Source organism: Pseudoduganella sp. R-34, from assembly GCF_049904655.1.
GTDB lineage: Bacteria > Pseudomonadota > Gammaproteobacteria > Burkholderiales > Burkholderiaceae_D > Rugamonas.
The window spans coordinates 1652187-1665866 of sequence record NZ_CP184572.1; the positions used below are offsets into that span (position 1 = coordinate 1652187).

Annotated in this window: 11 protein-coding genes; 8 read left to right on the top strand and 3 right to left on the bottom strand. The window is 63.7% G+C overall.

The genetic code is table 11. The features are described 5' to 3' along the window. Both pilB and ACN9MW_RS07760 read right to left on the bottom strand, forming a co-directional pair. Window positions 1-1692: a type IV-A pilus assembly ATPase PilB gene (gene pilB / locus ACN9MW_RS07755; protein WP_426169406.1), complete on the bottom strand. Its 1692-nt coding sequence runs from the start codon at window positions 1690-1692 to the stop codon at window positions 1-3. A gap of 122 nt (window positions 1693-1814) precedes the next feature. Continuing rightward, a complete protein-coding gene (locus tag ACN9MW_RS07760) occupies window positions 1815-3104 on the bottom strand; it encodes an HlyC/CorC family transporter (RefSeq protein WP_426169409.1) in 1290 nt (429 codons plus the stop codon). A 99-nt stretch (window positions 3105-3203) separates the two neighbouring features. On the opposite strand from ACN9MW_RS07760, the gene ACN9MW_RS07765 reads away from it, so the two are divergent. Further along, on the top strand, window positions 3204-4091 hold the full coding sequence (locus ACN9MW_RS07765; protein ID WP_426169411.1) for a helix-turn-helix domain-containing protein: 888 nt from the start codon (window positions 3204-3206) through the stop codon (window positions 4089-4091). 81 nt (window positions 4092-4172) lie between these two features. After that, window positions 4173-4661 carry a NuoB/complex I 20 kDa subunit family protein gene (locus tag ACN9MW_RS07770; RefSeq protein ID WP_426169413.1) on the top strand — a complete coding sequence of 163 codons (489 nt, stop codon included), beginning with the start codon at window positions 4173-4175 and terminating at the stop codon, window positions 4659-4661. Window positions 4662-4665: 4 nt separating this feature from the next. Here the strand turns inward: ACN9MW_RS07770 and uraH are convergent, their stop codons facing one another. Further along, entirely contained in the window at window positions 4666-5019 is a 354-nt protein-coding gene (gene uraH, locus ACN9MW_RS07775; protein ID WP_426169416.1) for a hydroxyisourate hydrolase, read from the bottom strand. 94 nt (window positions 5020-5113) lie between these two features. Between uraH and puuE the strand changes: the two genes are divergently transcribed. The 6 genes from puuE to ACN9MW_RS07805 all read left to right on the top strand — a co-directional run bounded on the left by puuE (window position 5114) and on the right by ACN9MW_RS07805 (window position 13672). Beyond that, complete coding sequence (gene puuE / locus ACN9MW_RS07780) at window positions 5114-6064, top strand: allantoinase PuuE (protein ID WP_426169419.1); 951 nt, start codon at window positions 5114-5116, stop codon at window positions 6062-6064. A gap of 78 nt (window positions 6065-6142) precedes the next feature. Further along, a complete protein-coding gene (gene xdhA, locus ACN9MW_RS07785) occupies window positions 6143-7609 on the top strand; it encodes a xanthine dehydrogenase small subunit (RefSeq protein ID WP_426169421.1) in 1467 nt (488 codons plus the stop codon). Between the two features lie 24 nt (window positions 7610-7633). After that, window positions 7634-9976, top strand: coding sequence for a xanthine dehydrogenase molybdopterin binding subunit (gene xdhB, locus ACN9MW_RS07790; RefSeq protein WP_426169424.1), 2343 nt, complete (start codon window positions 7634-7636; stop codon window positions 9974-9976). A 1-nt stretch (window position 9977) separates the two neighbouring features. Next, window positions 9978-10910 (top strand): xanthine dehydrogenase accessory protein XdhC, encoded by a 933-nt coding sequence (xdhC, locus tag ACN9MW_RS07795; protein WP_426169427.1) that lies wholly within the window; start codon window positions 9978-9980, stop codon window positions 10908-10910. A 2-nt stretch (window positions 10911-10912) separates the two neighbouring features. Further along, the gene (gene guaD / locus ACN9MW_RS07800; protein ID WP_426169429.1) at window positions 10913-12226 is read left to right on the top strand and encodes a guanine deaminase; all 1314 of its coding nucleotides are present in this window, start codon (window positions 10913-10915) and stop codon (window positions 12224-12226) included. Window positions 12227-12253: 27 nt separating this feature from the next. Then, complete coding sequence (locus ACN9MW_RS07805; RefSeq protein ID WP_426169432.1) at window positions 12254-13672, top strand: adenosine deaminase family protein; 1419 nt, start codon at window positions 12254-12256, stop codon at window positions 13670-13672. Window positions 13673-13680: the final 8 nt, after the last annotated feature.

The following is a 13680-nucleotide window of genomic DNA, read 5'->3' on the forward strand; positions in this document are numbered from 1 at the left end:
CTATTCGTTGGTGCAGCCCAGCACTTCTTCCAGGCTGGTCAGTCCGTTCTTGACCTTGACCAGGCCCGATTGACGCAGGGACTTGACGCCTTCTGATTCCGATTGCGCCGCGATCTGCATCGCGTTGCCGTGTGCCAGGATCAATGCTTCGATCGCGGGCGTGATCGGCATGATCTGGTAGATACCGACCCGGCCTTTATAGCCCGAGCCGTTGCAGCGCTCACAGCCCACCGGGCCGTAAGGTTTCCAGCTGCCATCCAGGTCCTCATCCTTGAAGCCTGCTTTCAGCAGCAGCTCCGGAGCGATGTCGATCGGCTTCTTGCAGGTGCACAGGCGGCGCGCCAGGCGCTGCGCCGTGATCAGGATGACCGAGGAGGCAATATTGAAGGGCGCGACGCCCATGTTCATCAAGCGCGTCAGGGTCGACGGCGCGTCATTGGTGTGCAGGGTGGAGAACACCATGTGGCCGGTCTGCGCAGCCTTGATCGCGATGTCCGCCGTTTCCAGGTCACGGATCTCGCCGACCATGATGATGTCAGGATCCTGGCGCAGGAAAGCTTTCAGCGCCACCGGGAAGGTCAGGCCGGCCCGGTCGTTGACGTTGACCTGGTTGACGCCGGGCAGGTTGATCTCGGCCGGGTCTTCGGCGGTCGAGATATTGATGCCGGGCTTGTTCAGGATGTTCAGGCAGGTGTACAGCGACACCGTCTTGCCCGAGCCGGTCGGGCCGGTCACCAGCACCATGCCGTAAGGGCGGTGCACGGCGTCCAGCAGGATCTCCTTCTGGTCCGGGTCGTAGCCGAGCGAATCGATGCCCATCTGGGCCTGGGTGGCATCCAGGATACGCATCACGGTCTTTTCGCCGAACAGGGTCGGCAAGGTCGACACGCGCAGGTCGATGGTCTTGGTGGACGACACGATCAGGCGCATGCGGCCATCCTGCGGCACGCGCTTTTCCGAGATGTCGAGCTTGGACAGCACCTTGATGCGGGACACCAGCTTGTCCTTGATCGAGGTCGGCGGCTGGGCGTGTTCGATCAGGTTGCCATCGACCCGGAAACGGATGCGGTAAAACTTCTCATAAGGCTCGAAGTGCAAGTCGGACGCGCCCATATTGACCGCATCCATCAGCATCTTGTTCAGGAAACGCACGATCGGCGCGTCTTCCACCTCGGCGTCGGCACCAGCGCCCTGCGCCTGGGACGCGCTTTCCTCTTCGGCGAACTCGATTTCGGCGTCGTCGCCCGTCATCTCGAGGACGGTCTGGGTCGAGCTCTTGGTCAGGGTTTCCAGCAGCTTGAGCAGCACGTCGTGCTGCACAATGACCGGTTCCACGGTCGATTCGGCCTGGAACTTGATCTGGTCCAGGGCCTGGATATTGGTCGGGTCGGACAGCGCCACCGACATCTTGTTGCCGCGCTTGGCCAGCGGAATCACGCGCTGGGTTGCCATCAGGCGGGTATCGATGGCCTTGGGCGGCAGGATTTCGGGGTTGATGGCGCTCAGGTCGAGCAGCGGGTAGGCAAACGTTTCGGCACAGAAGGCGGCCAAGTCGCGCGCGTTGATGGTACCGCCAGCCAGCAGTACATCAATAAACGTTGACTTTTCGGCAATAGCCTTCTTGTTCAGCGCGTCCGCTTGCGGCGGGGTAAGACGCCCCGCTTGCATCAGGGCCCGGGCCAGTCCCGACATAGGGGAACCAGACGCCGAGGTGGGTTGGACTGCTGCCATAGGAGCGCACTATCAGAATATTAATAAAGAGTGAGTCTCCGGATGATGCCTGTAGGCATCATTTTTGTAAAGGTCCGCACGGTTCACTCTGCCTGGCGGAACTCCGGACGTCGCAATTTCACTACTTTAATGGCCTGGTCTTGTGCTTGCACCACTTCCACGATGCAATCGACCACTTTGATGGAAATGGGGGCATCGGGAATGTCTTGCAATACTTCTAACAGCATGCCGTTCAACGTCTTGGGCCCATCAAGCGGAAAGTTTAAACCCAGACGCTTGTTAATGTCACGTAATGCCGTGCTGCCCTCCAGCAGGCATTCGCCGTGCTCGTCCCAGCCGAAGCTGTCGGCCCGCGCTGCGCTTGGGGTGGAGGTGGTGAATTCGCCGATCATTTCCTCGATGATGTCGTCCAGCGTGACCAGGCCCTGCACCTCGCCGTACTCGTCGACCACGATGGCCAGGCGCTCCTTGTTCTCCTGGAAGTTCTGCAGGGCGGCGAAGGCCGGCGTGTCCTGCGGGACGAAGAAGGGTTCGGATAGCAGCTTGCGGAAATGTTCGACCGTCAGTTCGTCCTGCTCGTTCAGCAGGGCGATGGCCTTGCGCACGTGCAGGATGCCGACGATCCGGTTGATCTCGCCGTCATAGACCGGCAGCTTGTTGTGGAAACAGGTGGTGAGCTGGGACTTGATGTCGTCCACCGGCATGGCCAGGTCCAGCGCCTCGATGTGGGCGCGCGGGGTCATGATGTCCTCCACTGAGATGGTGTCGAGGTCGAACAGGTTGAGCAGGATGCTCTTGTGCTTTTTCGGGATGAAGCTGCCGTTTTCCAGCAGCACCGAACGCAACTCGTCCGGTGACAGATTGCCTTCCTGGATCTGGCCAGTGGGCTTGATGCGGAACAGGCGCAGCCAGGTATTGACGAACAGGTGCACGAACCACAGCAATGGCTTGGAGACCGACAGCAGCGGGCGCAGCACCAGCGAAGCAGGCAGCACGATCTGGTCGGCATAGCGGGCGCCGACGATCTTGGGCGAGATTTCGGCCAGCACGATCAGGATGAACACCACGATCACGGTCGACAGCAGGATCACGTGCTGCTCCAGCCCGAACTGGGTAATGGCGATGGCCGTGGCGAGGGCAATGGCCATGGCGTTGATCAGGGTGTTGGCGACCAGGACCAGCGACAGCAATTGTTCGGTGCGTTCGAGCAGCCACAGGGTAGCGATGGCGCGGCGGCTGCCGCGTTTGGCCTGGTGGCGCAGGCGGAAGCGATTGGCCGCCATCAGGGCAGTTTCGGCCATGGCAAAGAAGGCCGAGGCGAGGATCAGGAAGGCGAGGACGGCAAATTGCGCCCACAAGGGAACGGTATCCAAGGGTCGTAATGACGAGTCAGTAAGGGGACGATTCTAACATGGCGCTGGCCCCGGCCGCGTCGTCGCCGCGGCCAGCACGCCTGGGCGAAGCCCCCTATAATGCTGGCCATGCGTGACGTGGATGCAATTCTGGCGCCGATGCGCCTGGCCCTGGTTCCGCCGCCGCAGCTGGCGGGGGTGGTGCGCTATTTTCATGTCGAAAGAAACAGCCCGGGCGCGGTGCTGGTGCCGGCCTCTCCCTGCCCCATGATTACCTTCTTCGTCCGCGGCGGCTCGCGCTTCAGCGGCGTGGACGGGCGCGAGCGGCTGCAGACCGCCCCCTTCATCACCGGGCCGATGTCTGCGCATACGCCGGCGGTCTGGGAGCCCGGCACCACCTTCATCAGCGCGGTGATCGACGTGGGCCAGCTGGGCCGCCTGCTGGACGTGCCTCCCGGCGAACTGCGCGACGCCGTGGTGCTGCTGGCCGATGCCGCGCCCGACTGGAGCGGCACTTGCGCGCTGGAGGAGGGGCTGCGCGCCGGCGGCGACAGCGCCGGCTGGGTTGCCCTGATGGCTGATTGGCTGACGCGGCGGCTGGCAGTGCGCGAAGCCGGCTTCAGGCGCGGCGCGCAACCATTCACCTTGCCGCCGCTGCTGATGGCCCTGCCTGCCGACGAAATCGCCACCCGTGTCGGCATCAGCGTGCGCCAGCTGGAGCGTCGCGTGATGGCCAGCTACGGCCAGAGCCTGCGCGATGGCAAGCGCATGCTGCGCTATATCCGTGCCTTGTCGAGCATGATCGCCGCGCCGCCGCGGCACGGCGGCCTGACCCGGCTCGCCGTCGACTGCGGTTATCATGACCAGGCCCATATGGTGCGTGATTTCATCCAGTACACCGGCATGGCGCCCAAGGCGCTGCTGGAAGCGGCTGCCGACGCCAGCGGGACCATGCGCCTGATGCGTTATGACGAGGCTTCGCGCGCCATCGTCACGCGCGGGGACTGACAGCCGCGGCGCATGTCGCCTCCGTACAATATTTTTCCCTCCTTCCCCGGTACCGTGGCGACGCTACGAAAGGGGAATGAAATGGAACTGGAAGCTACTCTGGAGCGCGACGGTTACGTGCTCACTTCGCTGGACGCGCTGATGGAAACGGTCCGCACCAACAGCCTGTGGTACCTGAGCTTCGGCCTGGCCTGCTGTGCGGTGGAAATGATGGAAGCCGCGTCAGCGCGCTACGACATGGACCGTTTCGGCATGTGCCCGCGGCCTTCGCCGCGCCAGGCCGACCTGATGATCGTCGCTGGCACCCTGACCAACAAGATGGCGCGCGCCATGCGCAAGGTATACGATCAGATGGCCGAACCGCGCTATGTGGTGTCGATGGGTTCCTGCGCCAATGGCGGCGGCTATTACCACTATTCGTATTCCGTGGTGCGCGGCTGCGACCGTATCGTGCCGGTCGACGTCTACGTGCCCGGCTGCCCGCCGACGCCGGAAGCCTTGCTGTACGGCCTGGTGCAGCTGCAGCGGAAAGCGCGGCGCGGCGAGCGCGCCGTCATGCTGCGCGGATAGTGGACTAGCTGCCGCGGTAGGTCGAATAGGCCCACGGCGACACCACCAGCGGAACGTGGTAGTTCTGGTCCGCATGGGCGATGCCGAAGGCGATCGTCACCTGGTCGATGAAGCGCGGCGCAGGCAAGTCCACGCCGAGCGCCGCGAAATAGTCTCCCGCGCCGAACACCAGCTCATACCGGCCAGGCTGCATGGTGTCGCCCTCCAGCAGCGGCGCGCCGCAGCGGCCATCGGCATTGGTCACATCCTCCTTCAATAGCGTGCGGGCGCTGCCGGCCAGCGCATACAGCGCCACATGCACGCCGGCGGCGGGACGTCCGTTGGCGGTATCGAGGACGTGAGTGCTCAGTTTTCCCATTTTGCATTCCTTATTTTGCTTATCCGGCAGATCATATACCGGTGCCATAACGCCAATATATTATTGCGCATATACCTTTAATCCCGGACCTGTCATGAGCAATTACCCGCGCGACCTCGTCGGCTACGGCCGCAATCCACCCCATCCACAATGGCCAGGCCAGGCCCGCGTGGCCCTGCAATTCGTGCTGAACTACGAAGAGGGCGGCGAGAATAGCGTTCTGCACGGCGACCCCGCCTCGGAGACCTTCCTGTCTGAGATCATCGGCGCGGCCGCTTTCCCGAACCGCCATATGAGCATGGAATCGATCTATGAGTACGGTTCGCGCGCCGGCCTGTGGCGGCTCCTGCGCATGTTTGAGGAGCGCAAGCTGCCGCTGACCATCTTCGGCGTGTCGATGGCGCTGCAGCGCCACCCTGAAGCGGTGGCCGCCTTCCAGGAGCTGGGCCATGAGATTGCCTGCCACGGCCTGCGCTGGATCACTTACCAGAACATGGACGAGGAGACCGAGCGCGCCCATATGAAGGAAGCGGTGCAGATCATCAAGGAGCTGACCGGCAGCGCCCCGCTGGGCTGGTACACAGGCCGCGATTCGCCGAATACGCGCCGGCTGGTGGTCGAGCATGGCGGCTTCCGCTATGACGCCGACTATTACGGCGACGACCTGCCGTTCTGGCAGGAAGTGGCGCACACCGGTGCCGACGGCAAGCCGGCCGTGACGCCGCAACTGATCGTGCCGTACACCCTGGATACCAACGATATGCGCTTTGCCGCCATGCAAGGCTTTAACAGCGGCACGCAATTCTTCGATTACCTCAAGGACGCATTCGACGTACTCTATAAGGAAGGGGACCCGGATGGCCTGAACCAGCCGAAAATGCTGTCGATCGGCCTGCATTGCCGCCTGGTGGGCCGTCCGGCGCGCGCTGCCGCCCTGGCGCGCTTCCTCGACTACGTGCAAAGCCATGACAAGGTGTGGATCACGCGCCGCATCGACATTGCCGAGCACTGGCACAAGCACCATCCTTATATGCGAAACGCCTGATATTCAAAATCAGGGATTTCATATATGGATGGGGTGCGGTAATGTTATCTTGCAAGCTAGGAGACCTGCGAGGACAAGATGTCAGAACCGATCCGCTTTTACTACCGCGGCGCCGTGCATGAAGTACGAGACGCTGCCCCAACGCAGACTGTGCTGCAGCACCTGCGCGAAGACTTGCACTGCACCGGCACCAAGGAAGGCTGCGCCGAAGGCGATTGCGGCGCCTGCACCGTGGTGCTGGGCAGCGTGGTCGACGGCAAGCTGGAGCTGAAAGCGGTCAATTCCTGCATCCAGCTCACCCCTACGCTGGACGGCAAGGCTCTGTTTACCGTGGAAGACCTGCAGCAGGCCAACGGCGCCCTGCATCCGGTGCAGCAGGCGCTGGTCGAATGCCATGGCTCGCAATGCGGCTTCTGTACGCCGGGCTTTGCCATGTCGCTGTGGGGCCTGTACCTGAAAAAAGAAGGCCAATGTGCCTCGCGCAAGGAAATCGACGACTGCCTGTCCGGCAACCTGTGCCGCTGCACCGGCTACCGCCCGATCATCGACGCTGCCCAGCGCATGGTCGAATTGCCGAACGTTGAATTCGACGCGGCTCGCGTGGCGGAGCAGCTCGAAGCACTCAAGCGCGATGCGCTGGCTGTCTACAGCGCACATGGCCAGACTTTCCTGGCCCCGCGCACCCTCGATGAGCTGATCCAGCTGCGTGCGGCCAATCCGTCCGCCGTGCTGCTGGCCGGTTCCACCGACGTCGGCCTGTGGGTCACCAAGCAGATGCGCGACCTGGGCGACATCATTTACCTCGGCCACGTCGATGCATTGAAGGTGCTGCGGGTGGACGAAGGTTCCATCGAAATCGGTGCCGGCGTTTCGCTGGAAGACGCCTACGACGCCCTGTGCCAGCACTACCCGAACGAACTGGGCGAGCTGCGCCAGCGCTTTGCCTCCCTGCCGATCCGCAATGCAGGTACCTTGGGCGGCAACGTCGCCAACGGCTCGCCGATTGGCGATTCCATGCCATGGCTGATCGCCCTCGGCGCGCAAGTGGTGCTGTGCGGCGCGGCCGGCGAGCGCGTGCTGGCGCTGGAAGACTTCTACCTCGATTACATGAAGAAGGACTTGCAGCCTGGCGAATTCGTGCAGGCAGTACGCGTGCCCCTGCCGAGCGAGGACGTGCGCTTCCGCACGTACAAGCTGGCCAAGCGCTTCGACCAGGACATTTCCGCCGTCTGCGCGGCCTTCGCCTTGCGCATGGACGGCGAGGCGGTTGCCGAGGCGCGCATCGCCTTTGGCGGCATGGCCGCCACCCCTAGGCGGGCGGCGCAGGCGGAAGCGGCGCTGAACGGGCGCGCCTGGAACGAGGCCGCGCTCGCCGACGCCATGGGCGCACTGGCGCGCGACTATGCGCCTTTGTGCGATATGCGTGCCAGCAGTGAATACCGGATGAAGACCGCGCAGAACCTGCTGCGCCGCTTCTGGCTCGAGACGCGCAATGATGCGCCGCTGGCGGCCGATGCCGTCAACGCCTTCGCTGTCAGTGCGTAATGGAGAAAGAATGAAGGAGCCAGCATGAACCATCCCGTCACTCCTGAACTGAAGGCCGCCACCTGGACCGGCGTCGGCATTCCGCGCAAGCATGAATCGGCCGAGCTGCATGTGCTGGGCCAGGCGACCTATACCGACGATATTCCCGAAGTTCGCGGTACCCTGCATGCAGCGCTCGGCCTGTCGTCCAAGGCCCATGCCCGCATTACTTCGCTGGACCTGGACGCCGTGCGCGCCGCACCTGGCGTGGTCGCGGTGTACACAGCCTCCGACATCCCGGGCACCAATGACTGCGGTCCGATCATCCACGACGACCCGATCCTGGCCGATGGCCTGGTGCAGTATGTCGGCCAGCCGATCTTCATCGTGGTCGCCGACTCGCATGCCAACGCCCGCCGTGCCGCCAAGCGCGGCGTGGTCGGCTACGAAGAGCTGCCGGCCATCCTGACGCCGCAGCAGGCCAAGGCTGCCGCCTCCTACGTGCTGCCGCCAATGAAGCTGCTGCGCGGCGATGCGCAGGCTGCGTTCGAGAAGGCGCCACACACGGTCAAGGGCCAGCTGTACGTCGGCGGCCAGGAACAGTTCTACCTTGAAGGCCAGATCGCCTATGCCATCCCGAAAGAGGGCAAGGGCATGCTGGTGCAATGCTCGACCCAGCACCCGAGCGAAATGCAGCACGTGGTGGCGCATGCGCTCGGCCTGCATTCGCACCATGTGACGGTGGAATGCCGCCGCATGGGAGGCGGATTTGGCGGCAAGGAATCGCAGTCCGCGCTGTGGGCCGCCGCGGCGGCGATCGCGGCGACGCGCACCGGCAAGCCGGTCAAGCTACGCGCCGACCGCGATGACGACATGATGGTCACCGGCAAGCGCCACTGCTTCTACTACGAGTACGAAGTGGGCTACGACGACGCGGGCCGCATCGTGGCTGCCAGGGTCGACATGACTTCGCGCGCAGGCTACTCGGCCGACCTGTCAGGGCCTGTTGCCACGCGCGCCGTCTGCCACTTCGACAATACCTACTACCTGTCTGACGTTGAAATCCATGCCGCCTGCGGCAAGACCAATACCCAGTCGAACACCGCTTTCCGCGGCTTCGGCGGCCCGCAGGGCGCCATCGCCATCGAATACGTGATCGACGAAATCGCGCGCAACCTGGGACAGGACCCGCTGGATATCCGCCGTCTCAACTTCTACGGCAAGACCGAGCGCAACGAAACGCCTTATGGCCAGGTGATCGTCGATAACGTCATCCACGAGCTGGTGGCGGAGCTGGAGCAAAGCAGCGAATACCGCGCACGCCGCGCTGCGGTGGCCGCGTACAACGCAAGCAGCCCGGTGCTGAAGCGCGGCGTGGCGCTGACGCCGGTCAAATTCGGCATCGCCTTCAATGTCACTCACCTGAACCAGGCGGGCGCGCTGGTGCACGTCTATGTCGACGGCTCGGTGCTGGTCAACCATGGCGGCACCGAGATGGGGCAGGGCATCAACACCAAGGTGCTGCAGGTGGTCGCGCACGAACTGGGCCTCGACCTGGAACGCGTGCGCATCACGGCAACCGATACCAGCAAGGTGGCGAATACCTCGGCCACGGCGGCGTCCACCGGCGCGGACCTGAACGGCAAGGCGGCGCAGGATGCGGCGCGCCAGATCCGCGAGCGGCTGGCGGCGTTTGCCGCGAAAACGCTGGGCGGCGAGGCGGCCGATGTGCGCTTCTTCGCCAACGAAATCCACGTGAACGGCCAGAGCGTGCCGTTCGAAGCGCTGGTGCAGAAGGCTTACCTGGCCCGCGTGCAGCTCTGGTCCGACGGCTACTATGCGACGCCGAACCTGCACTGGGACCCGAAGACCATGAGCGGCCACCCATTCTCCTACTACGCTTACGGCGCCGCCGTGTCGGAAGTGGTGGTCGACACGCTGACCGGCGAGTGGAAGCTGCTGCGCGCCGACGCGCTGTACGATGCCGGCCAGTCGCTGAACCCGGCCATCGATATCGGCCAGGTGGAAGGCGCCTTCATCCAGGGCATGGGCTGGCTGACTACCGAGCAGCTGTGGTGGAACGGTGCCGGCAAGCTGATGACGCATGCGCCGTCCACTTACAAGATTCCCGGCATTTCCGATTGCCCGGAAGACTTCCGCGTCAAGCTGTTCCAGAACCGCAATGTGGAGGATTCGATCCATCGCTCGAAAGCGGTGGGCGAACCGCCGCTGCTGCTGCCGTTCTCGGTATTCTTTGCCATCCGCGATGCGATTTCCGCAGTTGGCGGGCATCGCGTCAATCCTCCGCTGAACGCCCCTGCGACCAGCGAAGAAATCCTGCGCGCCATCGCGGCAGTCGAAGGCGAATCACCTTCTGCGGCAGGCTGAAATGGCTGACTGGTTGACGCCAGCCGGGGAACCGGCGGTACTCGTCACGGTCGCGCGCGCCGAAGGTTCGGTGCCGCGCGAGGCGGGAACGCACATGCTGGTCACCGCCAGCGGACAGTTCGACACTATCGGCGGCGGCCACCTGGAACACAAGGCCTTCGCCATCGCGCGCGAAATGATCGCCGCCCGCCGCGCCGGACGCGCGGTGGCGCCGCACCTAGAGCGCTTCCCGCTGGGACCAAGCCTGGGCCAATGCTGCGGCGGCGTGGTCTGGCTGCTCTTCGAGACGGTCAGCGGCGGCCTGGAAGAGGCCATGGCGCAGCTGCGCCAACGCCGCCGCCAGGACAGCTGCCGCATCAGCGCCATCGACGGCGAAGCGGAATGCCGGCTGGTGGACGAGCAGCACAAGGAAACGCATATCCATACCGACGCCGGTGGCCGCCGCTGGCTGGTCGATCCTGTCAAGCCGCCGCGCGCGCACCTGGTCCTGTTCGGCGCCGGCCACGTCGGCGCCGCGATCGTGCGCGCACTGGCCGAGCTGCCGTGCAGCGTGACATGGGTCGACGAGCGCGACGCCATGTTCCCGGCCGAAGTGCCAGGCAACGTCACGATCGAAGCCACCGACGCGCCGGAAGCCTGCGTGGACGAGGCGCCCGACCATGCCAGCTACCTGGTGCTGACCCACAGCCACGCACTGGACTTGCAACTGAGCGAGGCGATCCTGCGCCGCCCCAAGGTCGGCTGGTTCGGCCTGATCGGCTCCAAAACCAAGCGCGCCCAATTCACCTCGCGTCTTGAGGCGAAGGGACTGAGCACGCAAGACATGGTATGCCCGATCGGCCTACCGGGTATCATCGACAAGGCGCCGGCGGTGATTGCCGCCTCGGTCGCCGCCCAATTACTGATGGTCTGGGAATCCCAGGCGAAAGACTAGCAATGAGCAAAAACACCAGCGTGCAAGCCTACCGAGCAGGCTTGCTGCATTTTCACGCCGATCCGGCCTTCATCGAACACGCCCACGCCTGGCATGAGGACGGCCTGCTGATCGTGGCCGATGGCAAGGTACAGGCTGCGGGCGACTACGCCACGCTGGCGCCAACCCTGCCGCCCGGCACCGAAGTGAAGGACTGCCGCGGCAAGATCATCATGCCCGGTTTCATCGACAGCCACGTGCACTACCCGCAGACCGACATGATCGCCTCGCCGGCGCCCGGCCTGCTGCCGTGGCTCGAGCAATACACCTTCCCCACCGAGCGCCAGTTCGAAGACCCGGCGCATGGCGCCCAGGTGGCCGAGTTCTTCCTCGATGAGTTGCTGCGCAATGGCACCACGACTGCCATGGTCTACGGCACCGTGCACCCGCAATCGGTGGACGCCTTCTTCACCGCCAGCGAAAAGCGCGGGCTGCGCATGATCGCCGGCAAAGTCATGATGGACCGCCATTGCCCGGACTTCCTGTGCGACACCGCCGAACGCGGCGCCGAGGAAAGTGAAGCCCTGATCCAGCGCTGGCATAAGAAGGGGCGCTCGCTTTACGCCATCACGCCGCGCTTCGCCCCGACGTCGACGGAAACCCAGCTGCAACTGGCAGGCGAGCTGGCGCAGAAGTACCCCGACACCTTCCTGCAAACCCACGTCTCGGAGAACAAGGAAGAATGCGCCTGGGTCAAGACACTGTTCCCGCAGGCGCGCAGCTATCTCGACGTATACGACCGCTACGGCATGATGCGCCCGCGCGCCGTCTACGGTCACTGCATCTGGCTGGACGAAACCGATCGCGCGCGCATGGCCGAAGCGAAGGCCGCGGCCGCCGTGTGCCCGACCTCCAACCTGTTCCTTGGCTCCGGCCTGTTCGACTTCGAGCAGGCCGACAAGGCGGGCATGCTGCTGTCGCTGGCCACCGACGTCGGCGCGGGCACTTCGTTCAGCATGTTGCAAACGATGAATGAAGCCTATAAAGTAGCGCGCTTGAAGGGCAGCTACCTGCCTGCCATGCGCATGTTCTACCTGGCGACGCTGGGTGCCGCGCGCAGCCTGCACCTGGAAGACACGATCGGCAGTTTTGCCGCCGGCCGCGAAGCGGACTTTATCGTGATCGACCCGCAGGCCACGCCGCTGCTGGCACGCCGCAGCGCCAACACCGACAGCCTGGAAGAACAGCTGTTCGCCCTGGCGCTGCTGGGGGATGACCGCGCCGTAGCGGCGACCTATTCGGGCGGCCGCCTGGTGCATGCGCGCGGGCAGGGCTGACCGCCTCCACCACGCCTAGGAAAGAATATGCATAAGCCATTCAGCAGCCTCCTGCTTGCCGCCGCGGTATCCGCCGCCTTTGCCGCGCCGACGGCCGGCGCGGCATCGAACGCCGACATCACCGCGCGCCATTTCGCCTCGCTGGTCTCCGGCCCGGCGCCGAAGACGGCGGAACTGGCCATGTTCTTCAACAATATGCCGAAGGGCGGCGACCTGCATCACCATTATTCCGGCTCCATCTACGCCGAGCAGTACCTGGAATGGGTCGACAAGCTTGGCTACTGCGTCGACAAGACCAGCTGGAGCGTGCAGGCCGACAAGGCTGCCGACCGCAAGAACTGCGCGACCGTGGCCCAACTCGAGCAGGACCCGGTAGCTTACCGCGCCCTCCTGCACAAGTGGTCCACCATGGACTTCTACAACCACAGCGAAGACCAGCTGGCGCCCGACCTGGCTTTCTTTACCACATTCCCGCGCTTTAACGACGTGGCCTCAACCAATGGCAATGACGGCCAGAAACGCCTGAAAGAGCGCGCGATCGCGGAAAACGTGGGCTATATCGAAACCGTGTTCGAGATCGCCCCCATCACTTTCGACGCCGAATTCGACGGCAAGCTGAACGATGAAGCGGCCTTCGCTGCCTACCTGGCCAAGCTGGAAGCCAGCCCGGCCTTCAACAAGGGCATCGCCGACTACAGCGCCTACGTCGATAGCAGCAGCGCCGGCATCGACGATGAAAACTTCACCATGCGCTACCAGCCTTTCGTGTTGCGCTTCCTGTCGCCGTCGATCGTGTTCTCGCAGATGGCTGCCGGCTTCAAGATCGCTAGCCAGAATCCTAAAGTGGTGTCGGTGAACATTGTGGGCGCGGAGCATTACCCGGTCTCGATGCGCGACTACCACCTGCACATGCGCATGTATAAATTCCTGAGCGCCAAATACCCGAACGTGAAGCTGTCGCTGCACGCGGGCGAGCTGGCCCTGGGCCAGGTGCCGCCGGAAGGCCTGAAGTTCCACATCGCCGAAGCGATCGAGATCGCCGGCGCCCGCCGCATCGGCCATGGCATGGACATTGCTTACGAGCGCCAGCCGCTGGCCCTGTTGAAGAAGATGCGCGAGAAGAATATTCCGGTGGAAGTGAACCTGACTTCAAACGAATTCATCCTCGGTGTGAAAGGGGAGGCGCATCCGGTTAACATTTACCGCAAGTACGGCGTGCCGTTCGTGCTGTCGAGCGATGATACCGGCGTCAGCCGTAACACACTGTCGAACGAATACCTGTTGTTCGCCAGCCGCTACAAGACCAGCTACGCCGAGGTCAAAAAGCTGTCATATGACAGCATTCGCTATGGTTTCCTGTCCGACGCCGATAAACAACGGTTGTTGAAACAACTCGACGGCCGTTTCGCCAAGTTCGAAGCCGACGTGGCAACTTCGCTGAAGTAAGCTCCTCT